Origin of the sequence: Streptomyces sp. NPDC088350 (assembly GCF_044753545.1) — a bacterium.
Classification (GTDB): Bacteria; Actinomycetota; Actinomycetes; order Streptomycetales; family Streptomycetaceae; genus Streptomyces.
The window spans coordinates 13216-34153 of record NZ_JBIVNL010000010.1 but is presented as its reverse complement, the minus strand read 5'-3'; the positions used below and the strand labels follow the sequence as shown (position 1 = coordinate 34153).

Annotated in this window: 18 protein-coding genes; 4 read left to right on the top strand and 14 right to left on the bottom strand. The window is 71.2% G+C overall.

Features of this window, described 5'->3' with window-relative positions; translation table 11 throughout:
• Positions 1–4: 4 nt before the first annotated feature.
• Complete coding sequence (locus tag ACIQBL_RS32480; RefSeq protein ID WP_401948790.1) at positions 5–820, bottom strand: helix-turn-helix transcriptional regulator; 816 nt, start codon at positions 818–820, stop codon at positions 5–7.
• A gap of 144 nt (positions 821–964) precedes the next feature.
• Here ACIQBL_RS32480 and ACIQBL_RS32475 point away from each other — a divergent pair, with 144 nt between their 5' ends.
• Positions 965–2389, top strand: a complete 1425-nt coding sequence (locus ACIQBL_RS32475; protein ID WP_401947966.1) for an MFS transporter — start codon at positions 965–967, stop codon at positions 2387–2389.
• A 4-nt stretch (positions 2390–2393) separates the two neighbouring features.
• Here the strand turns inward: ACIQBL_RS32475 and ACIQBL_RS32470 are convergent, their stop codons facing one another.
• From ACIQBL_RS32470 to ACIQBL_RS32450, 5 genes are read right to left on the bottom strand one after another with little or no spacing between them, the layout of a single operon-like run.
• The gene (locus ACIQBL_RS32470) at positions 2394–3428 is read right to left on the bottom strand and encodes a S66 peptidase family protein (RefSeq protein WP_401947964.1); all 1035 of its coding nucleotides are present in this window, start codon (positions 3426–3428) and stop codon (positions 2394–2396) included.
• Between the two features lie 42 nt (positions 3429–3470).
• Positions 3471–3830, bottom strand: coding sequence for an MmcQ/YjbR family DNA-binding protein (locus ACIQBL_RS32465; protein WP_401947962.1), 360 nt, complete (start codon positions 3828–3830; stop codon positions 3471–3473).
• Positions 3827–5134, bottom strand: coding sequence for a hemolysin family protein (locus ACIQBL_RS32460; protein ID WP_401947959.1), 1308 nt, complete (start codon positions 5132–5134; stop codon positions 3827–3829). Before ACIQBL_RS32460 ends, ACIQBL_RS32465 begins: the two co-directional genes overlap by 4 nt.
• A gap of 30 nt (positions 5135–5164) precedes the next feature.
• Entirely contained in the window at positions 5165–5662 is a 498-nt protein-coding gene (gene ybeY / locus ACIQBL_RS32455) for an rRNA maturation RNase YbeY (RefSeq protein ID WP_401947957.1), read from the bottom strand.
• Between the two features lie 12 nt (positions 5663–5674).
• A complete protein-coding gene (locus tag ACIQBL_RS32450; RefSeq protein WP_401947954.1) occupies positions 5675–6730 on the bottom strand; it encodes a PhoH family protein in 1056 nt (351 codons plus the stop codon).
• A 261-nt stretch (positions 6731–6991) separates the two neighbouring features.
• On the opposite strand from ACIQBL_RS32450, the gene ACIQBL_RS32445 reads away from it, so the two are divergent.
• Positions 6992–7714, top strand: coding sequence for an FAD binding domain-containing protein (locus ACIQBL_RS32445; protein ID WP_401947951.1), 723 nt, complete (start codon positions 6992–6994; stop codon positions 7712–7714).
• A gap of 83 nt (positions 7715–7797) precedes the next feature.
• Here the strand turns inward: ACIQBL_RS32445 and ACIQBL_RS32440 are convergent, their stop codons facing one another.
• From ACIQBL_RS32440 to ACIQBL_RS32430, 3 genes are all read right to left on the bottom strand, one after another.
• Positions 7798–8961: a carbohydrate kinase family protein gene (locus tag ACIQBL_RS32440; RefSeq protein WP_401947949.1), complete on the bottom strand. Its 1164-nt coding sequence runs from the start codon at positions 8959–8961 to the stop codon at positions 7798–7800.
• Between the two features lie 198 nt (positions 8962–9159).
• Positions 9160–10449, bottom strand: a complete 1290-nt coding sequence (locus tag ACIQBL_RS32435; RefSeq protein ID WP_401947947.1) for a glucarate dehydratase family protein — start codon at positions 10447–10449, stop codon at positions 9160–9162.
• On the bottom strand, positions 10446–11342 hold the full coding sequence (locus ACIQBL_RS32430; protein WP_401948788.1) for a 5-dehydro-4-deoxyglucarate dehydratase: 897 nt from the start codon (positions 11340–11342) through the stop codon (positions 10446–10448). The genes ACIQBL_RS32435 and ACIQBL_RS32430 overlap by 4 nt, the downstream gene beginning before the upstream one ends.
• 168 nt (positions 11343–11510) lie before the next feature.
• Here ACIQBL_RS32430 and ACIQBL_RS32425 point away from each other — a divergent pair, with 168 nt between their 5' ends.
• Positions 11511–12293 (top strand): IclR family transcriptional regulator, encoded by a 783-nt coding sequence (locus tag ACIQBL_RS32425; protein WP_401947945.1) that lies wholly within the window; start codon positions 11511–11513, stop codon positions 12291–12293.
• Positions 12294–12335: 42 nt separating this feature from the next.
• Here ACIQBL_RS32425 and ACIQBL_RS32420 read toward each other — a convergent pair whose 3' ends face one another.
• Positions 12336–13538: a serine hydrolase domain-containing protein gene (locus ACIQBL_RS32420; protein ID WP_401947942.1), complete on the bottom strand. Its 1203-nt coding sequence runs from the start codon at positions 13536–13538 to the stop codon at positions 12336–12338.
• A 359-nt stretch (positions 13539–13897) separates the two neighbouring features.
• Here ACIQBL_RS32420 and ACIQBL_RS32415 point away from each other — a divergent pair, with 359 nt between their 5' ends.
• Complete coding sequence (locus ACIQBL_RS32415) at positions 13898–15178, top strand: MFS transporter (protein WP_401947940.1); 1281 nt, start codon at positions 13898–13900, stop codon at positions 15176–15178.
• Between the two features lie 92 nt (positions 15179–15270).
• Here the strand turns inward: ACIQBL_RS32415 and ACIQBL_RS32410 are convergent, their stop codons facing one another.
• The 4 genes from ACIQBL_RS32410 to ACIQBL_RS32395 form a co-directional block, all read right to left on the bottom strand.
• Entirely contained in the window at positions 15271–16260 is a 990-nt protein-coding gene (locus tag ACIQBL_RS32410) for an adenosine deaminase (RefSeq protein ID WP_401947938.1), read from the bottom strand.
• A 20-nt stretch (positions 16261–16280) separates the two neighbouring features.
• On the bottom strand, positions 16281–17186 hold the full coding sequence (locus ACIQBL_RS32405) for a ribonuclease Z (RefSeq protein WP_401947935.1): 906 nt from the start codon (positions 17184–17186) through the stop codon (positions 16281–16283).
• Positions 17187–17192: 6 nt separating this feature from the next.
• A complete protein-coding gene (locus ACIQBL_RS32400) occupies positions 17193–17546 on the bottom strand; it encodes a histidine triad nucleotide-binding protein (protein ID WP_401947932.1) in 354 nt (117 codons plus the stop codon).
• Between the two features lie 93 nt (positions 17547–17639).
• Positions 17640–20909: a S41 family peptidase gene (locus tag ACIQBL_RS32395; RefSeq protein ID WP_401947930.1), complete on the bottom strand. Its 3270-nt coding sequence runs from the start codon at positions 20907–20909 to the stop codon at positions 17640–17642.
• Positions 20910–20938 lie beyond the last annotated feature (29 nt).

Here is a 20938-nt window from a genome sequence, read left to right as displayed (position 1 = left end):
GGCGCTATCCGGCCACGGGGTACATCGCCCCGCGCCGCCCCTCCGGCGAGGCCAGCCACTCCAGCTTGGCCACCGTGTTCGCCTCGTCCAACGGCGTGTGCAGCACGATCGTGAGATCCGGCCGGGCCGGTACCTTCAACGCCGTCGACTCGACGCACAGCAGACCCACCAGCGGATGATCCAGCTCCTTGCGGATCACCCCCGCGTCCTGGATGTCCCGCCGCGCCCACAGCTCGGTGAACTCCGGGCTCACGGAGGTCAGTTCGGCCAGCACCGCCTGCAGCCCCTCGTCGTCGGGACTGTCCGCGCACATCGCCCGGAACTGCGCGACGACCGTCCGCGCGTTCCGCTCCCAGCTCTGCGAACGGGCACGGTAGAGGGGGTCCGTGAAGAAGTCGACCAGACAGTTCTGCGTGTTCTCGGGCCGCATGCCGAGCACCCAGCCCGCCGCGTCGTTGTACATCAGGCAGTTGTAGTAGCGGTCCATGATGTGCGCCGGAAACGGCATCCAGGCGTCGATCAACCGCCGGATGCCCTCACAACCGTGGTCCGCCGCCGGTTCGGGCGCCGGCGGGTTCAGCCCGGCCAGCGCGTACAGATGGCGCCGCTCGGCGTTGCTGAGCCGCAGCACACGGGCGACGGAGTCGAGGACCTGCGGCGACACCGAGATGTCCCGCCCCTGCTCCAGCCACTGGTACCAGGAGGCGCCCACCCCGGCGAGCACGGCGACCTCCTCACGCCGCAGCCCGGGCGTACGGCGCCGCGCCCCGCCGTCGGGGAGCCCCGCCTCGGCCGGGGAGACCCGGGCGCGGCGGCTCATCAGGAACTCGCGCAGCTCGCTCAGCCGACGGCTCTTCAGGGCGTCCTCAGCCACGTACACATCCCCCTCGCGCTGACTGGTGGTGCCACCACCAGCACAACTTCCGGCTCCCCACGGCTATTCCGACGGCCGGAAGCTCTCCTCATGGCGACCGACACCACGACTCCCACCGTCCACGATCCACTCGGCACTCCCAAGTTGTCGACGCGCGACAAGCTCGTCCTCTTCGTCCTCTGCGCGGCCCAGTTCATGGTCGCCCTGGACTTCTCCGTCCTGAACGTGGCCCTGCCCACCCTCGGCGACGACCTCGGCATGAGCCGGTCCGCCCTCCAGTGGGCGGTCACCGCGTTCGCCCTGCCGTCCGGCGGCTTCCTGCTCCTGTTCGGCCGCATCGGGGACCTCTACGGCCGCCGCCGGCTGTTCCTCACCGGCCTGGCCCTGTTCGGCGCGGCCTCCCTGCTGGCCACGTTCGCCTGGGACCCGGCGTCCTTCCTGACGGGCAGGGCGCTGCAGGGCCTGGGCGCGGCGACCATCGTCCCCACCGGCATGAGCCTCCTCACCACCACCTTCCCCGAGGGCCCGGCCCGTGACCGCGCGCTCGGCATCTCCGGCACGCTGCTCTCGCTCGGCTACACGACCGGCATGGTGGCCGGCGGCGTCCTGACCGACGCGTTCGGCTGGCGCTCGACGATGGCCCTGCTCACCCTGTTCGCGGTACTGGTCCTCCCCCTGGCCCCCACCCTGCTCCCCGAGTCCCGCACCCCGGACCGCCCGCGCCTGGACGTCCCCGGCGCGATCACCGTCACGGGCGGCCTGCTGGCCCTGATCTACGCCCTGTCGACGGCAGCCGACCACGGCTTCGCCCGCACCGACGTGATCACGACCCTGATCGCAGGAGTACTGCTCCTCACCACCTTCGCGTACGTCGAGTCACGCACGGCCCACCCCCTGATCTCCCTCCCCATGCTGCGCCGCCGCACGGTGGCCTGGGGCAACCTGGGCGGCCTGGTCACCTTCTCGATGATGTCGACGGTGGTGTTCGTCCTGACCCTGTACCTCCAGGAGATCCTGCACCTGTCGTCCTTCGAGACGGGCCTGGTCTTCGGCGTCCAGGGCGTCCTCTCCGCGGTCGCCGGCATCTACGCCCCGAAGGTCATCGGCCGCATCGGCGCCCGCCGCACCCTGATCGCCTCGCTCACCGGCCAGGCCGTCTTCGTGGCCGCCCTCCTCGGGCTCGACACGCACACCTGGTCGGTCTGGCTCGCCACGGCCGCCGTCTCCCTGGCGAGCATGTGCCACCTGGGCGCGATCATCTCCTACGGCCTGACGGTCACGTCGGGTGTCCCCGACGAGGAACAGGGCCTGGCCACCGGCCTGGTCACCTCCACCCAGCAGATCGGCATCACCGTCGGCATCCCCCTGCTGGGCGTCCTCGCCACCACCTCGGGCGACCTGATGTCGGGCGTCCACACGGTGGTGGGGATCGACGCGGCGATCGTGGCCGGGGCGGCGGTACTGGTGGCCGTAGGACTCGGCAGGAACCGAGAGGCCGCCCCCGTCTCGGTATGAGATGTCAGTCCAGGATCTGGATGATCTCGGAGCGCGTGGCCGTGTGGACGACCCGGCCGTGCGCCCCGTTCACGAGCGGCAGATACGGGGCGACATGACCGCACTCGACGTCGGCGATCACCGGCACGCCCAGCGGGCCGAGCGCGTCCATGACGGCCTCGTGCTGGGTGAGCGTGGGCGCGTCGGGCGCGTGGGTCCGGCCGACGAGCACGGCGTTCGCCGCGTCGAAGAACCCGGCCAGCCGCATGCCGTGCAGATTCCGGCAGATGGTGAACGCGTTGTCGTCGCACGCCTCGACATACACGAGCAGCCCCTCGGGGGCCGCGCTCCGCGCGAAGGACGTGACGTCCAGGTACGGCGTCCCGGCGATGTTGACCAGCGTCTCGATGCAGCCGCCGATCAGCCGGCCCGCCACGTCCACGTCCCCCTCGCCGTCGAGGCGGGTCCAGCGCCCGGGGACGTCCAGGGTGAAGTCCCGGATCTCCGGATGCCCCACGAGGTCGTCCCGGCCCGGGCTGCGGTGGCGGTTCGGCGGGATCTGCGTGAACGGCTCGCCCTGCGGCGCGGCGACGACGTCCAGCCAGGACAGCAGCCCCTCGGGCACTCGATAGGGCGTCTCCATAAGGCAGTTGCCGTGCACGGTCGCGGTTCCGGTGAGCAGGGTCAGGGGCGTCAACAGGGTCGACATGTCCGAGTAGCCGACCAGCCAGGTCGGTTCGGCCCGCCCGATCCGCTCGAAGTCGAGCAGGGGCAGGACGTCGATCCCGGTCTCCCCGCCCCACGGAGGGACCACGGCCCGGATCGCCGGGTCGGTCAGCATCTCGGTCAGTTCGGCGGCCCGCTCGGCGGCGGAGGCGCTGACATGACCCGCCCCGTCCATGCACCGGCCGACGACGACCTCGTACCCGCGCGCCTCGACGTCCCGGACCGCCACGTCGAGTCGCTTGCGCAGGACATCGGGGACCCCACTGGAGGGGGACGTGACACCGACCCGGTCACCGGGACGCAGCGGACGCGGATATCGCACAGCAGCAGCCATGCGCCGGATTCTGACACGCCTTCAGCCGCCGCCCACCCGGATCTACGGCCGGTCGAGCCGCAGCCGCTCCGCCCTCGGCAACCCCGCCACCACCAGGTCGTACGAGTCCTCGATCAGCTCCCGGAGGAGCCGGTCCGGAAGCCCACCGTCCACCCTCACCGTGTTCCAGTGCCGCTTGTTCATGTGGTACCCGGGGATGATCAGGCCCTCGTGCTCCTCGCGGAGCCGGATCGCGTCCTCCGGGTCGCACTTGAGGTTAACCGTGAGGGGGTGTGCGTCCAGGCGGGTCAGGGCGAAGAGTTTGCCCAGGACCTTGAAGACGGACATGTCCGGGTTGAAGGGGAAGTCCTCCACCGTCGCGTTGAACGACAGGCAGAACGCCCGCAGTTGCTCGGGGCTCACTCCGGCTTCGTCTCCTCCTCGGGCGGGTCGGCCGGGCCCACCGGCTCGACCAGGACCGTCACGATCTTGTTCCGGCGACCGGCCGAGGCCTCCGCCGTCAGCCGCAGTTCGCGGCCGTCGGGCAACTCCACGACGGAGGAGGCACCGGCGATGGGGACGCGGCCCAGTGCCTTCGCGAGCAGGCCGCCGACCGTCTCCACGTCCTCGTCGTCGTAGGCCTCGAAGCCGTACAGCTCCCCCAGGTCGCCGATGTCCAGGCGGGCGGTGACCCGGTAGCGGTCGTCGCCCAGCTCCTCGACCGGCGGGAGTTCGCGGTCGTACTCGTCGGTGATCTCGCCGACGATCTCCTCAAGGATGTCCTCGATGGTGACGATGCCGGCCGTGCCGCCGTACTCGTCGATGACGACGGCGACGTGGTTGCGCTCCTGCTGCATCTCGCGCAGCAGGTCACCGGCGTTCTTGGTGTCCGGCACGAAGCTGGCGGGCCGCATGGCCGTCGAGACCAGTTCGGACTCGGCGTCGCGGCTGATGTGCGTCTTGCGGACCAGGTCCTTGAGGTACACGATCCCGACGATGTCGTCCTCGCTCTCCCCGCTCACCGGGATGCGCGAGAAGCCGGAGCGCAGCGCGAGCGTGAGAGCCTGACGGATCGTCTTGTACCGCTCGATGACGACGAGATCGGTCCTCGGCACCATCACCTCGCGGACGAGGGTGTCGCCGAGTTCGAAGACCGAGTGCACCATCCGGCGCTCCTCGTCCTCGATCAGCGACTCCTTCTCGGCGAGGTCCACCAGCGCCCGCAGCTCGGCCTCGGACGCGAACGGGCCGCGCCGGAACCCCTTGCCGGGCGTGAGCGCGTTGCCGATGAGGATCAGCAGATACGGGATCGGGCCCATGATCCGCGCGAGCGGCAGCAGGACGTACGCCGCCGCCGTGGCCGTGTTCAGCGGATGCTGGCGGCCGATCGTGCGCGGGGAGACCCCGACCGCGACGTACGACACGAGGACCATGACGCCGATCGCGGCGAGCAGGGCGGGCGCGGTCCCGTGGATCACGTGCAGACACTCGTAGGTGACCAGCGCGGCGGCTGCCATCTCGCAGGCCACCCTGACCAGCAGGGCGACATTGAGATAGCGGGTCGGGTCGGCGGCGACCTGCGCGAGCTTGGCACTGCCGCGCCGACCGGACCGTACGGCCTCCTCGGCGCGGAAGCTGGAGACGCGCGCGAGGCCCGCCTCCGCGCAGGCGGCGAGCCAGGCGACCACGACAAGGGCGATGGCGCCGACGACGATCTGAGGACTCATGAGGCGTACTACCTGTGCCTTACCCGTGCCCTAGGAGACCGTCGGAGCCGGGGACGGGCCGGTGTGGCCCTTCTCCGCGCGCCAGCCGTCCACGATGGCGGCCTGCAGACCGAACATCTCGGCCTTCTCGTCGGGCTCCTCGTGGTCGTACCCGAGGAGGTGCAACACACCGTGGACGGTGAGGAGTTGGAGCTCCTCGTCCATGGTGTGCTGCGTCTCGGCCTCGGCCCCCTGCTTCGCGGCGACCTCCGGGCACAGCACGATGTCACCGAGCAGCCCCTGCGGAGTCTCCTCGTCGTCCTTGCTCGGCGGACGCAGCTCGTCCATCGGGAAGGACATGACATCGGTCGGGCCCGGCAGGTCCATCCACTGGATGTGGAGCTGCTCCATGGCGTCGGCGTCCACGACGATCACCGAGAGCTCGGAGAGCGGGTGGATGCGCATCCGCGCGAGCGCGTAGCGGGCGATGTCGAGGATCGCCTGCTCGTCGACCTCGGTTCCGGACTCGTTGTTGACGTCGATCGACATGGTCGTGCTGATCTACTTCCGCTTGTCACGGGCACCCTTGTGGGTGCCGTTCTCCGTACCGTTCTCGCTGTCGTACTTCTCGTACGCGTCGACGATACGGCCGACCAGCTTGTGCCGTACGACGTCCGCCGACGACAGGCGGGAGAAGTGCACGTCGTCGAGCCCCTCCAGGATGTCCTGCACCTGCCGCAGCCCCGACTTCGTGCCGCTCGGCAGGTCGACCTGCGTCACGTCACCGGTGATCACGATCTTCGACTCGAAGCCGAGCCGGGTGAGGAACATCTTCATCTGCTCGGGGCTCGTGTTCTGGGCCTCGTCCAGGATGATGAAGGCGTCATTAAGAGTGCGGCCCCTCATATATGCCAGCGGCGCCACCTCGATCGTCCCCGCCGCCATCAGCTTCGGGATCGACTCCGGGTCGAGCATGTCGTGCAGGGCGTCGTAGAGCGGGCGCAGGTACGGGTCGATCTTCTCGTACAGGGTGCCGGGGAGGAATCCCAGCCGCTCGCCGGCCTCCACCGCCGGGCGGGTCAGGATGATGCGGCTGACCTGCTTGGCCTGGAGGGCCTGGACCGCCTTGGCCATGGCGAGGTAGGTCTTGCCGGTGCCGGCGGGGCCGATGCCGAAGACGATCGTGTTCTTGTCGATCGCGTCGACGTACCGCTTCTGGTTCAGGGTCTTGGGGCGGATCGTGCGGCCTCGCGAGGACAGGATGTTCTGGGTGAGCACCTCGGCCGGTGTCTCCTCAGGGCCATCCCCGTTCTCGCTCGCCCTGAGCATGGCGATCGAGCGTTCCACTGCGTCCTCCGTCATCGGCTGCCCGGTGCGGAGCACCAGCATCATCTCGTCGAACAGGCGCTGGACGAGGGCCACTTCGCGGGCGTCGCCGACCGCGCTGATCTCATTGCCCCGGACGTGGATGTCGGCCGCCGGGAAGGCCGTCTCGATCACGCGCAGGAGGGCGTCGCCGGAACCCAGAAGGGTCACCATGGGGTGCTGGGCGGGGACGGTGAACTCTGCTCTCGCCTGCTCCCGCGCGGGGGTGTGAGCTGTGGGTGTCTGAGTCATGGGCCGGCTCTGTAGGCCTTGCTCGTCCTCCTCGATCGACTCGCCCGCCACAAGGGCGGTCTGGTGGAATCCAGGGTACGCCGGGCCACTGACAACGCCGTAGGGCTTTTCGGTGACCGTCGGGCCACGAAATCCGGGGCGTGCCCGGCGCAGGGAGCGTGCACAGGGTGACGCCGTGAGCCCTGTTCGCGCCCCCTCGCATGTACGGACAATGCGCTATGTCCGTCAAGTAAGCCATGCAGGGAAAGCAGGTCGGCCGCTGTGTTCGTGCGTCTGCCCACGTCGGTGTCCGAAGCGCGGGAGTGCCTGGCCGAGGGGGCGGTACCCGTCGGTGGGGCGACGCTTGTGTGGGCCGGCTGGCAACGGGACGGGTTCCCCGAGCAGGCGGTGTCGCTGCGCGAGGTGCCCGAGGCGCGGGTGATCGGGGACGGGACGCTGGGCGCGGCCGTGCTGCTGCACGAGATCGACGAGCGGGTGCCGGAGGTGCTGCGGCGGGCGGCGGGCGGGGTGGGGACCGGTGCGGTGCGCCGGACCGCGACGGTCGGCGGGAACATCGTCGGCAGCACCCTGCGCTGTCTGCTGCCGGCCGCGCTGGTGCTGGACGCCCGCGCGCTGGTCCTGGAGTCGGACGGCCCCGTCGAGACCGACCTCGCCGAGCTGCTGGCGAAGCGGCCGGTACTGCTCAGTCTGCGCTGGCGGGAGCCGGTGGCGAGCGGCTATCGCAAGCTGTCCGATGTGCTGCGGGGAGAGGTCCCGTTCGTGGTCGCGGTCGCGGTCACCGTGCAGGGGGCGGAGCGGCCCACGCTGCGGGTCGCCGTCCGTGACGGCTACGACGTGCTCAGCGAGGCCGTTCCCTACGACGCCGATGCCGCCCGGATCCTCGCCACGCTGGCGCTCACCCCGCTCGGCACGCTGCCCGAGGCGGTCTTCGAGGCGGTGCGGGAAGAGGTCGCCGGGGTGGTGGAGCGGGCGGGGTCCTGCTGAGGGGCTGCCACGGCAGTTGAGCAGGAACGGTTCACCTTGAGCGGGCGCCGCGTGTCCGGCCGCCCGTGCCACCGCCGCGTCCTCTACGTCGACCTGCCGAACCCGATCGTCGGCACCGCCCGGCGCAGCGGCCAGGGACTGCCGCTCCCCTGCTCCTCCGGGACGAGTCCCGCCAGGAACGCGTACCGGCTCAGGGCGGCGGGGTCCTGGCCCTCGACCGACTGCACCCTGCGCCACCAGGCGCCGATCTCGGACCAGCCCGGCGCGGAGAGCGAACCGCCGAACTCCTGGACGGAGAGGGCGGCGGTGAGACCGGCGAAGGCGAGACGGTCGGCGAGCGGCCAGCCGGCCAGGGTGCCGGTGACGAAGCCGGCCACGAAGACGTCCCCGGCGCCGGTGGGGTCGAGGGCCTCGACGGCGATGGCGGGGACCTCGGCGGACTCCCCGGTACGCCGGTCCACGGCGTAGGCGCCGTCCGCGCCGAGGGTGACGACGGCGAGCGGCACGTGTTCGGTGAGCGCGTGGGCGGCGGCGCGGGGGCAGTCGGCGCCGGTGTAGCGCATGGCTTCCTCGGCGTTCGGCAGGAACGCCTCGCAGTGCGCGAGGTCGGCGAGCCCGGCGAGGTCCCAGGCCCCGGTGTCGTCCCAGCCGACGTCGGCGAAGATCCGGGTGCCCTCGCTCGCGGCCCGGGCGACCCAGGGTGCCTGCTTGCCCGGGGTGAGGGAGGCGATGGCGGCACGCGCGCGTGGCGGGTGGTGCGGGGCGTCCCCCTGGCCGAACACGGCTTCCGGGGGCGGCTCGTGGCCGTGGGAGACCATCGTGCGTTCGCCCTCGTACGCCATCGACACGGTGACCGGGGAGTGCCAGCCGGGCACCGAGCGGGAGGTGGAGAGGTCGATGCCCTCGCCCTGTGCCAGCGCGTCCCAGCAGTACTCGCCGTAGTGGTCGTCGCCGAAGGCCGCGGCGAGGGAGGTGCGCAGGCCGAGGCGGGCCAGCGCGGTCGCCATGTTGGCCACGCCGCCGGGGCTGGAACCCATCCCGCGTGCCCAGGACTCGGTGCCGCGCACGGGGGCGGATTCGAGCCCGGTGAAGATGATGTCGAGGAAGACGGTGCCGGTGAGGTACACGTCCCAGGGCGGGTCGTCCGGCGCGCGCAGTCCGGCCAGGGGGTCGAGGGGGGCCGGACAGGACGTCTGCTCCCCGTTGGACGACGGTCCCTTTCCGGTGGGCGTGGTGGACGCGGTCACGGTGCGCTCCCTGGCGTGATGCGGATCAGGCCAGTGTGCACCACCAGGCACGCGTGAGGGCGGCTCCCGCACCGGGCCCGCCCGTCGCACCGCGATCGGACCATCGCAGGTCCGGGCCGTACGGTGCGCGCGGGTGCCCTACGGCTGCCCGTGGCGGGGGCGTCCGGATCCGGTCGTCCCCGGCCGCGCGGCCCGCCCCTACCAGCGCGGCATCGACGGCGTCACCCACTCCGGGTCGGTGATCCGCATCGCCGCCGCGTCGTCGCGCTCGCGCAGCGCACCGTCGTCGTCGAGCCACCGCTGGTGCAGGAACTCCAGCTTGGCGCGGTCGAGTTGGACACCGAGGCCCGGCGCGTCGGAGACGGTGACCTTGGCGTCGGTGAAGGTGAGGCGCTCGGTGAGGACGTCCTCGGACTGCCAGGGGTAGTGGGAGTCGCAGGCGTGGTGGAGGTTCGGGACGGTCGACGCGACGTGGGTCATCGCGGCGAGGCTGATGCCCAGGTGGGTGTTGGAGTGCATGGAGACGCCGACGCCGAACGTGCGGCAGATCGCGGCGAGTTGCTGGGTGTTGCGCAGTCCGCCCCAGTAGTGGTGGTCGGAGAGCACGACCTGTACGGCATCGCGCGTGAACGCTTCCTTGATCTCGGCGAAGGTCGTCACGCACATGTTGGTGGCGAGCGGCACGTCGGTCCCGGCGGACACCTCGGCCATGGCGGGGGTGCCCAGGGCGGGGTCCTCCAGGTATTCGAGGACGTCCCCGATCTCCTTCGCCACCTTCAGCGAAGTCTCCACGGACCAGGCGCCATTGGGGTCCAGGCGCAGGGGGTGGTCGGGGAAGGCCGCCGCCAACGCCCGTACGGCGGCGATCTCTTCGTCCGGCGGGAAGACCCCGCCCTTGAGCTTGAAGGAGGTGAAGCCGTACCGCTCCTTGAACTTCCGTGCCTGCTCGACGACTCCGGCCGGGTCGGTCGCGGCACCCCAGTCGTCCTTCTCGCTCGCCACGCCCTCGGGGTGGTCGGCCCACTTGTAGAACAGGTACGCGCTGTACTCCACCGCGTCCCGCACCTTGCCGCCGAGCAGCGCGTGCACGGGCAGTCCGAGCGCCTTTCCGAGGGCGTCGAGGCAGGCGACCTCGAAGGCGGAGACGACGGACAGCCGCAGTTTGTCGGCGGTCTGGACACCGCGCAGTCCACCGACGTCGACCTGCCCGGAGACCCGCGAACTGTCGACGGCGACCTCGTCGGCGACGGTGAACAGGCCGTTGGTGTCGCTGACTTGACGTCCGATCAGTTTCGCGGCGAAGGGTCGGGCCAGTTCCAGGTACTTGGTGTCTCCGTAGGTCTCGCCGAGTCCGGTGGTCCCGTCGGCCGTCTCGATCTCGACGATCAGGCGGGGGGTGTAGGGCTGGTGGACGCCCTGGGTGTTCAGCAGGGGCGGGTCGGCGACCAGGATCGGAGTCAGGCGAACGTCGGTGATGGTGAGGTTCACAGGGCGGCTCCTACGAGGTCGAGTCCGGCGGTGAGCAGGGCGGTGAGGTCGGCCAGGTCGGCGGCCGAGGGGTCGGTGAGCGGGGCGCGCACGGATCCCACCGGGCGGCCTCGCAGTCGGGCCGCCGCCTTGACGAGCGATACGGCGTATCCCGGTACCCGGTCGCGGAGTTCGACGAACGGGACGTAGAAGTCGCGCAGCAGTTTCTCGACCGCCTTGTCGTCGCCGTCCTTCAACGCGCCGAAGAAGGCGTTCGCGATCTCGGGGGCGAAGGCGTGGACGGCGGAGGAGTAGGCGGGGACGCCGACGGTGGCGTAGGCGCGGGCCTGGATCTCGGCGGTGGAGGCGCCGTTGAAGAAGAGGAAGCCCTCGGGGGCGGCGAGCGTGAGGCGTTGGAGGCGGTCGAGGTCGCTGTGGCCGTCCTTGAGGCCGATGACGCCGGGGATCGCCGCAATCCTCCTCAACGAGCTTGCGGTGTAGGCGACTTGGCCGCGCTGGTAGGCGATGAGCGGGAGCCGGGTGCGGGCGGCGAGCCGCTCCAGCTGGGCCACCAGGCCGTCCTGCGGGGCGGCGACGAGGTAGTGCGGCAGGACGAGGAGCGCGTCGGCGCCGGCCTCCTCGGCGATGCGCGCGAAGCGGGCGGCCTGTGCCCAGCCGTAGCCGACGCCGGCGACGACCGGGATCCGGCCCGCCGCCGCCTCGACGGCGAGGGTGACGACCTGCCGGTACTCGTCCTCGTCGAGGGAGAAGAACTCGCCGGTGCCGCAGGCGGGGAAGACCGCGCCGGGGGCGGTGGCGATCTGGGCCGTGACATGGGTGCGGAAGCCGTCGGGGTCGAGGGAGCCGTCGTCGTGGAAGGAGGTGAGCGGGAAGGAGAGCACGCCGGCCGCCATCCCGTCCCGGAGCCTGCGCACCACGGTCCCCGTTTCGCCGTTCACTGGCTATCTCCCTATGTAGACGTCATCCACGTATGAAGACAAAGGTTAGGTACGCGAACCACGACCGTCAATGGCGGGCCGCCCACAAAGACCCCTCATCAAGCCCCTCGCTACGATCGGCGCATGTCAGAGCCCGGTGGCGTCCGCGAGGTGAAGTCCGCCGCCCGTACGGTCGAGCTGCTCGAACTGCTCGCCGCGCGCGGCGACCGTCCCGCACGCCTCCAGGAACTCGCCGACGCGCTGGGCGTACCGCGCAGCTCGATGTACGCCCTGCTCCAGACCCTGATCGCACACGGCTGGGTCCGCACCGACATCACCGGCTCGCTCTACGGCATCGGCATCCACGCCCTGCTCACCGGCACGAGCTATCTGGACTCCGACCCGCGCGTGAGGGTCGTACGGCCGTATCTCGACGAGGCGTCCGAGGCGCTGGGCGAGACGATCCACCTGGGGCGGCTGGACGGGCGGGACGTCGCCTATCTGGCGACCCGCGAGTCGCACGAGTACCTGCGGACCATCAGCCGGGTGGGGCGACGGCTGCCCGCGCATGTCGGCGCCCTGGGCAAGGCGCTGCTCGCCGAACGGGCCGACGCCGAGCTGCCGCCCGGGCCGTACGAGGCGGCGACCCCCCACACCCACACCTCGCGGGACGCGTTGGCCGCCGACCTCGCCGCGATTCGCGTGCGCGGATACTCCGTCGACCGCGAGGAGGGCGTCCTCGGGATCGTCGGGTTCGGGTTCGCCCTGCGCTACGACAGCCCGCCGCAGGACGCGATCAGCTGCTCGGTGCCGGTGGCTCGGCTGACGCCGGAGCACGAGGGGGAGATCGTGGCGGTGATGCGGGAGGTCAGGGCGAAGATCGAGTCGACGGTGCCTGCGGCCGGTGGGACGGTGCACTGGCGGTAGCGGGCACATGTCCTGGAGGCGGCTTCCACGGAAACGCGCTGGTCAGTCGAAGATGGCGCAGTTGACCGCGTCCATCAGGGCCGCGCCGGTCTGGTGCGCCTGCTTGGTGAGAAGAGTGGACGTGGCGAAGAAGAAGGAGGCCGTGCGACGGCCGGTGGAGTCGGTGACGTTGTAGGTCGCATAGCCCGGGACGATGCCGACGTGGTCCCAGACCGTGCCGCAGTCGGTCTTCGCCGTCTCGATGCCGAGCCCGTAGCCGAGTTCGTCCGGGTCCCCCGGCCCGATCTCCGGCACGGTGGTGCGCATCTCGGCCAGTTGGGCGGCGGGCAGCAGGCGGCCCGACATCAGCGCGCCGTAGAAACGGGACCAGTCACCGGCGGTGGACACGACCGCTGCATCCGCTCCGTCGGCCGTGACGTAGTCACCGGTGACGTCCACGTGGTCGTCGTGCTGCGGTCCAGCGTAGTTCCTGAACTCGTCGGGGACATCCGGTGGCATGTGGGCGGCGTCGGGTTCGTAGCCGTGCGCGTGCCGGTCGTGCCAGGCGGAGCCGGTGGCGTAGAAGGTGTGACGGAGCTTCAGGGGTCCGGCGATCCGGTCCCGCACCAGCGCCGCGAGGCTCTTACCGGTGGCCTTCTCCAGGACGGCGCCGATCGCGATGTAGTTGGTGTTGCTGTACGACCACTCGGTGCCGGGCTCGAACAGTGCCGGGTGTCTCCTCACCAGGCTCAGGATCTCCGCCGACGTCCATACGTGGGTGTCCTGGCCGGTGAGGGCCGGTGCGAGGGCGGGGTCGTCGGTGTAGTCGAACAACCCGCTGGTGTGGTTGAGCAGCATGCGCAGGGTGATCGCTCCGCCGTTGCGTACCTGGCCGGGCAGCCACTTGTCGACCGGGTCGGTAAGGGCGAGTCTGTGCTCGGCGACCAGTTGCAGGACGAGGGTGGCCATCACCGTCTTGGTGTTGGACGCCTCGCGCACCTCGTCGTCCGCCCTGAGCCGATGGTCCTTGTTCGTCCAGGCGGCCTGCTCGGAGATCTCGATGGGCCTGCCGTGACCGTCGTCCACCCGCACGATCACTCCGGGCACTCCTTCTTCCACCAACTTCCGCGCCAGCTCCCGCAGATGAGCGCGTGTCTCCGCGGTGCCGTCCGGTCGGACCGCCGCGCTCTCGCGGACCGTGTCCGCAATCGACGGGGTCGCAGCGAGGGGCACGACGAGGGCCGCGGACACCGCAACTGTTGCCACTGCGCGTAACCCCGTCAGTCGCGGGCGCCGCCGAACACACACATTCACGCGCAATTCATGCTCCTTTGAGAATCCGGGAAGACCGTCGGGCACGAGCGGGGAACGGGGCCGAGTGGTGCGCATCCGATGCTCTCAGCAGTACCGGGGCGACGCATAGCGGTTCCGTCGCTCCGGCAACTGCGGGTGCGCGTCTACCCGGCACTCCCCGCCCCAAACAGAACGTGCCCCACATCACACCCCCCGCCCTTCTTCCCGAACCGCGTGCTTGATACAAATTGCCCGCGCGTTCCTGTCTGTCGACGGTCGTCGCCCCATCCCCCTTTTTTGAGCCGCTTCTTTCGCATGCCCTGGGAACGCCCGTGTTCGCCCGCAGCACCACCACGCCCTGGCCCCTCGTCGCCCTTTTCACGGCCGGGTACCTCGCCCCCTATCTCCTGCCCACCACCGTCGGCCGCCTCGACGCCGGGCTTCCGCTGTCCGCCACGCAGGCCGGTGCCGTCGGCAGTGCGCTGCTGCTGAGTTCGGCCGCGGCGGGCTTCCTGCTCGCCTCGCGGGTCGACCGGGTCGGGCCGCGCACCCTCGCACGGACCGGCCTGGCGCTGGCCTTCCTCGGATACGGCTCGGCGGCCCTCACGCACGCCGTCCCCGCGGTCATCGCGGGCGCGGTTATCGGCGGGTTCGGATCGGGTACGGCCACGACGGTCGCCGCGTCCGGGATCGCCGCCATGGGGGTCCCCCCGCGCGAGGGTGTTCGAGGGTGGGGGAGCGATCCCCACCGCGCCTCCACGCTCGGCCTGTTGTGCGTGTCCGCGCTCGCGGGCGCCGTCTATCTGACGGTCCCGCACCTCGGCGCGGGCCACGGCCAGCCGCTCGCCGCGATCGCGTTGACCGCACTGGCCGTATGGCCACTGACCGGCCGCCTCCCGGTCCGTACGGCGACGGGGCACGCGCGCGTGGAGACCGCCGGGCTCCCGCACCGACGTGCCGGACTGGTCCTCGCCGCCACCCTGCTGTGCTGGTCCCTCGCCCAGAACTCCCTCTGGGGCGTCAGCGGACGCATCGGCATCACCCAGGCGCACCTCTCCGAGGTCACCGTCGGCGCGGTCTTCGCGATCGCGCTCGGCACCGGACTCGTCGGCGTGATCGGCGCGGGCGCGCTCGGGTCCCGCCTGGGCCGCGCGGTGCCGATCGGCGCGGGCACAGCACTCATCGCGGGCTGCATCGCGCTCAGCGCGTCCGCACACGACCTGAGGACGTTCGCGACCGGCGAGATCGCCTGGAACACCCTCTACCCGATCGTCCTGTCCTACGTCCTCGGCCTCGCCGCCTCCCTTGATCCGCGCGGGCGTTGGGCGGTCCTGGTCGGCTCGGCCTCGTCCCTCGGCACGGCGGCGGGACCGCTGGCGGGCAGTGTGCTGTCGGCGGGGGCCGGGTTCCCGGCGATGGGGGCGATCCTCGCGGCGGGGCTGGTCGTGATCGCGGTACCGATGACCGGGGTCGCGCTGGGCGTACGCCGACATCCCAGCGTGCCGTCCCTTTCAGCCCGCCCGGCACCCTCCAACACAGGCCACGAAAACCCAGCCCGTCCGGCGCCCCTCAACTCCGGCCGCGAAAATCCAGCCCGTCCCCTCACGTCTTGATGCAGGCCGCCAAAATCCAGCCCGTTGGGGGGGGCTGGGGGCACAGCCCCCAGCGACGCCCGCGCCAGCCCCGGCGGCATGACCAACCGCGCTCAGAACTCGTACGCCTCCACCTCGGCCAGACAACGAGCCCGCCGCTCCTCGTCGTCCTCCAGGAACGACGCCACGAAGGAGTTCCGGGCCAACTCCCGCAACCGGTCCCCGCTCAGGCCCAGCGCCAAGCGCACCGCGTCGAAGTTGTCGCCCACGTAACCCCCGAAGTACGCCGGATCGTCGGAGTTGACCGTGCACAGCAGGCCCGCGTCCAGCATCGCGGGAAGCGGGTGCTCGGCGAGGACGTCCACCGCGCGCAACCGGACGTTGGAGAGCGGGCAGAGCGTCAGCGGGATACGGTCCCGGACCAGCCGCGCCACCAGCTCCTCGTCCTCCATGCAGCGCAGACCGTGGTCGACGCGCTCGACGCCGAGGACGTCCAGCGCCTCGGTGATGTACGCCGGCGGGCCCTCCTCACCGGCGTGCGCGACCCGTCGTAGACCCAGTGCCGCGGCGGCCTCGTAGACCTCGCGGAACTTCGCCGGCGGGTGGCCGACCTCGGCCGAGTCGAGGCCGATGCCGGTGATCCGGTCGAGGTACGGCTTGGCCGCGTCCAGGGTCTCCATGGCCGAGTCGGCGGACTCGTCGCGCAGGAAGCACAGGATGAGCCGGGTAGAGATGCCGTGGTGGGTCTCGCTGCTGCCCAGGGCCCGCCACAGGCCCTCCACCACCGTGCCCATGTCCACGCCGCGCGCGAGGTGCGCCTGCGGGTCGAAGAAGATCTCCGCGTGCCGCACACCCTGCGCGGCGGCGCGGGCGAGATAGGCGTTCGCGAGGTCCTCGAAGTCCCGCTCGGTGCGCAGGACGGCCATCAGCTCGTAGTAGAGGTTCAGGAAGGACTGGAGGTCCTCGAAGAGGTAGGCCTGGCGGAGTTCTTCGGTGTCCGCGTACGGCAGCTCGACGCCGTTGCGGGCCGCGAGGGCGAACGCCAGCTTGGGTTCCAGGGTGCCTTCGATGTGGAGGTGCAGTTCGGCTTTGGGAATGGGCATCGAAGTATCGTACGGGTGTTTTATCGCCGTTTCGGAACCGGCACTCTCAGTAGATCGTGTGCCACGGTCAGCTCCCCCTCGAAGCCAGCGGCCCGCGCCTGCCGCTCGAACTCCTCCGGCTCGGAGTAGCGCTGGCTGAAGTGGGTGAGGACCAGGTGCCGTACACCTGCGTCCTTCGCCACCCGGGCCGCCTGTCCTGCGGTCAAGTGGCCGTGTTCTACGGCCAGTTGCTCGTCCTCGTCGAGGAACGTCGACTCGATGACCAGCAGGTCGCAGCCGTCCGCGAGGGCGTGCACTCCGGCGCAGAGACGGGTGTCCATGACGAACGCGAACCGCTGCCCGTGCCGTACCTCGCTGACGTCGTCGAGGGAGACCCCGTTCACTGTTCCCTCGCGCTGGATGCGGCCCACGTCCGGGCCCTTGACGCCGTGCGCGGCGAGGCGGTCGGGGAGCATGCGGCGGCCGTCGGGTTCGGTGAGGCGGTAGCCGTAGGACTCGACGGGGTGGGAGAGCTTGTGGGCCTCCAGGGTGTAGTTCGCCGTGCGGGCGATCACCCCGTCCGTGTCCACCGGGGCCTCGGTGATGCCGACCGTCTCGCGGTACGCCGTGGAGTAGCGCAGGCGGTCGAAGAAGTGCCGGCCGGAGCGCGGGTAGTGCGCGGTGATCTCGTGCGGGACGCGGTCCAGGTTGATGCGCTGGATGACGCCCGCGAGGCCGAGGGAGTGGTCGCCGTGGAAATGGGTGACGCAGATCCGGTTGAGGTCGTGCGCGGCTACCCCGGCGCGCAGCATCTGGCGCTGGGTGCCCTCGCCGGGGTCGAAGAGGATGCCCTCGCCGTCCCAGCGCAGGAGGTAGCCGTTGTGGTTGCGGTGCCGGGTGGGGACCTGGCTGGCGGTGCCGAGCACCACGAATTCGCGTACGGACATGGCGGGTTATCCCGGAGGCCAGGTCATACCTCGGCCGCCCAGAAGATGGGCATGGGCGTGGAACACGGTCTGGCCCACGCCGGTGCCCGTGTTGAACACGATGCGGTAGCTGTCGAGCTTTTCGTCGGCGGCGATCCCGCCCGCATCACGCAGGATGTCGGCAGCGACCGCCGGTTCCGCGGCGGCGAGAGACGCGGCGTCGGGGTAGTGGACCCGGGGGATCACCAGGACGTGGGTCGGGGCCTGGGGGTTGATGTCCCGGAACGCGACGGTCGTGTCTGTTTCGCGGACGATCGTCGCCGGGATGTGGCCTGCGACGATCTTGCAGAACAGGCAGTCGTCCTGAGGGTCCCCTGGCATGTGCCGCTCCTCAACAGATTGATCGAATATGGGGCATCGTATCGTCGTTGGGTGCGGCGCCGTCGTGGCTGGTCGCGCAGTTCCCCGCGCCCCTTAGGTGGGCAAGGTGGGCGGGGTTTTTGCGGGAACGGTCTCCAGTTTTTCCAACGCCAAGCGGATTGCCTCGTCCAGCTGGGCGTCCCTGCCCGCCGCGTAGTCCTGCGGGCGCTGCACCACTTCCACGTCCGGGTCTACGCCGTGGTTCTCGACGCCCCACCCATAACCCTCAAGCCAGAACGCGTACTTGGGCTGCGTGATCAGCGTGCCGTCCACCAACCTGTACCTGCTGTCAATGCCGATCACCCCTCCCCACGTCCGCGTGCCGACCACCGGGCCGATGCCCAGCGCCTTGATCGCCGCGTTGACGATGTCGCCGTCGGAGCCGGAGAACTCGTTGGCGACGGCTACGACGGGGCCCCGGGGGGCGTCCTCGGGGTAGCTGTAGGGGCGCATGCCGCGGGGGAGGTCCCAGCCGACGATGCGGCGGGCCAGTTTCTCTACGACCAACTGCGAGGTGTGACCACCGCGATTGTAGCGGATGTCGACGACCAGGCCCTCGCGGGCCACCTCGACGCGCAGGTCGCGGTGGATCTGGGCCCAGCCGGGGGCCTGCATGTCGGGGACGTGGAGGTAGCCGAGCCGGCCGCCGGACTTCTCGTGGACGTAGGCGCGACGGTCGGCGACCCAGGCGTGGTAGTAGAGGGGTTCCTCGTCGGCGAGGGGGACGACGACCGCGTGGCGGGGGTCGCCGCCGCCTGCCGGGGAGATGGTCAGCTCGATCGGTTTGCCCGCCGTGCCGACGAGGAGGGGGGCCGGTCCGGTCACCGGGTCGACCGGTTGTCCGGCGACCGCGAGGATCGCGTCGCCCGCGCGTACGGCGACGCCGGGGGCGGCGAGCGGGGCACGGGCGGCGGGGTCGGAGGTCTCGGAGGGCAGGATGCGGTCGATGCGCCAACTCCCGTCCTCGTGACGGGAGATGTCCGCGCCGAGCAGGCCCTGGCGTTCGCCGTGGCCGTGGCCGCCGCGCGGGGTGACGTAGGCGTGCGAGGTGCCGAGTTCGCCGTGGACCTCCCAGAGGAGGTCGACGAGGTCGTCGTGGGTGGCGAGGCGGTCGAGGATCGGGCGGTAGCGGTCGAGGACGCCGGTCCAGTCGACGCCGCTCATGTCGGCGCGCCAGAAGTTGTCGCGCATGATGCGGCCGGTCTCGTCGAACATCTGGCGCCACTCGGCGGCCGGGTCGACGGTCTGGCGGATGCGGGACAGGTCGACGTTGATGTTCGAGTCGTTGTCGTCGTCCTCGGAGGAGGAGGCGCGGCGGTCGCTCGGTACGACCCTCAGCTTGTGGTCGGTCCACAGCAGGACGCGTTTGCCGTCGCCGCTGACCTCGAAGTGGTCGGCGTCCCCGGCGAGGTGCTCGATGCGCTGCTGGGCGAGGTCATAGCGCTCCAACTCGGTTTTGGGGTCCGGGTCTTCGGGGGTCGCGCGGGTGGCGCCGAGGACTCCCTGGACCGGGTGGCGCAGCCACAGGACGCCGTCCTTGGCCGCGCGGAGGTTGGAGTAGCGGCCGGCCTCGACGGGGAACGCGACGATGCGGTCGGCGAGGCCTTCGAGGTCGACGCGCGTGGTGGGGCGGCCCTCGCTGTCGGGGGTCTCGTCCTTGTCGGGGGCCTCGAAGGGGCGGCCGTGCCGCTGCGGTCCGAAGGGGGACGGGGTCGTCGCGGCGAGGGTGATCAGGTGCGGGCGGTCGCCGACCACGAAGGCCAAATCGAAGACGTGCTCGTCGTAGACCGGGTCGAAGGAGCGGGTGGAGAGGAACACCAGGTGCTTGCCGTCGAGAGTGAAGGCGGGGGCGTAGTCCTGGAAGCGGAGCGGGGTCGCCTCGGTGACCGACAGGTCGGTGGTGTTGGCGAGCTTCACCTGGCGCAGCGGGCGCGGGCCCGGGTGCGACCAGGCCAGCCAGGTCGAGTCCGGGGAGAAGGCCAGGCCCGATGCGTCGCCGTTCTCGCTGCGGTCGACCTCGCGCACCTCGCCGGTCTCGCGCTCGACGAGCAGGACGCGGCCGTCGTGCGAGGCTACGGCGGCCCTGCTGCCGTCGGGGGCCACGGTGAGGGCGAGGACGCGGCCGAGCTGTCCGGCGGCGATCCTGCGCGGGGTCGCGCCGGGGGCGAGGCCGGTGGCGGGGGCGAACTCCAGGGCGTCGTCGCCCTCGGCGTCCGTCACCCACACCACCCACTCCTCGCCGTCCGCGCGGAAGGTGCGGGGCAGCCGGGCCCGTACCCCGGGGGTGGCGGCGAGGGCGCGGGCGGGGCCGGAGCGGTGGGTGACCCAGTGGACCGCGCCGCGTACGGCGACCGCGCTGCCGCGCGCGGTGTGGTCGGGCGACGCGGCGGCGAACCAACGGGCGGCGGACACCGGGAAGGGCTGCTGGTCGGTGCGCTGGCCGCCGAGCCGGATGTCGAGGCGGCGCGGTTCGGCGCCGTCCAGGTCGTCGAGGAGCCAGAGTTCACCGGCGGAGGAGTAGATGATCCGGGTGCCGTCGCCGGCCGCCTGGCGGGCGTAGAAGCCGTCGAGCGGGGTGTGGCGGCGGAGGTCGGTGCCGTCGGCGAGGGAGGAGTAGAGCGCGCCGGTGCCCTCGTGGTCGGAGAGGAACGCGATCCTCCCCCACTCTCGGCTTCGCTCGACCGGGGGGACCCCCATCCCCGCCCACACCGGGTACTCGATGTTGCCGTCCAACTCCTCGTGCAGGCGCGTGAATTCGCCGTCGCCCTCGCGGTCGATCCACAACTTGCCGGCCGTGCCGCCCCGGTAGCGCTTCCACCAGGCGGCCTCGCGGCCCATGGGCGCGGAGAGCAGGACGGTGGCCGTCGGGCCGATGGCTACGTCGCCAACGGGCCCGTACGGCAGGGTGGTTGCCGGTCCGCCGTCCAGCGGGATCGCGCGGGCCCAGCTGCGGCGGAGGTTCGCCTGGCCGTGGGTGCTGAGCGCGAGGACCCGCCCGTCCGCCGTCCAGCCGCGCACCTGGGTGCGTGAACTGCCCCAGTGCGTCAGGCGTTTGGCGGGGCCGCCGTCGACCGGGGCGATGTGCACCTCGGGAGCACCGTCACGGGTGGATGTCCAGGCGACGGTCGTGCCGTCGGGCGAAATGCGCGGGTGGGTCACCGGCACGTTCTCCGCACTGACCCGCCAGGCCCGGCCGCCGCCGTCGAGGGACGCCAGCCACACGTCGTCCTCGGCGGTGAAGGCGACCAACTCGCCGTGCAGGTGCGGGAAGCGGAGATAGGCCTGGGGACCGGCCTGGGCTGCGGACGCTGAGGGCTGAGTCACCTGATCAGCGTATGCAGCGGCGGCCTGCG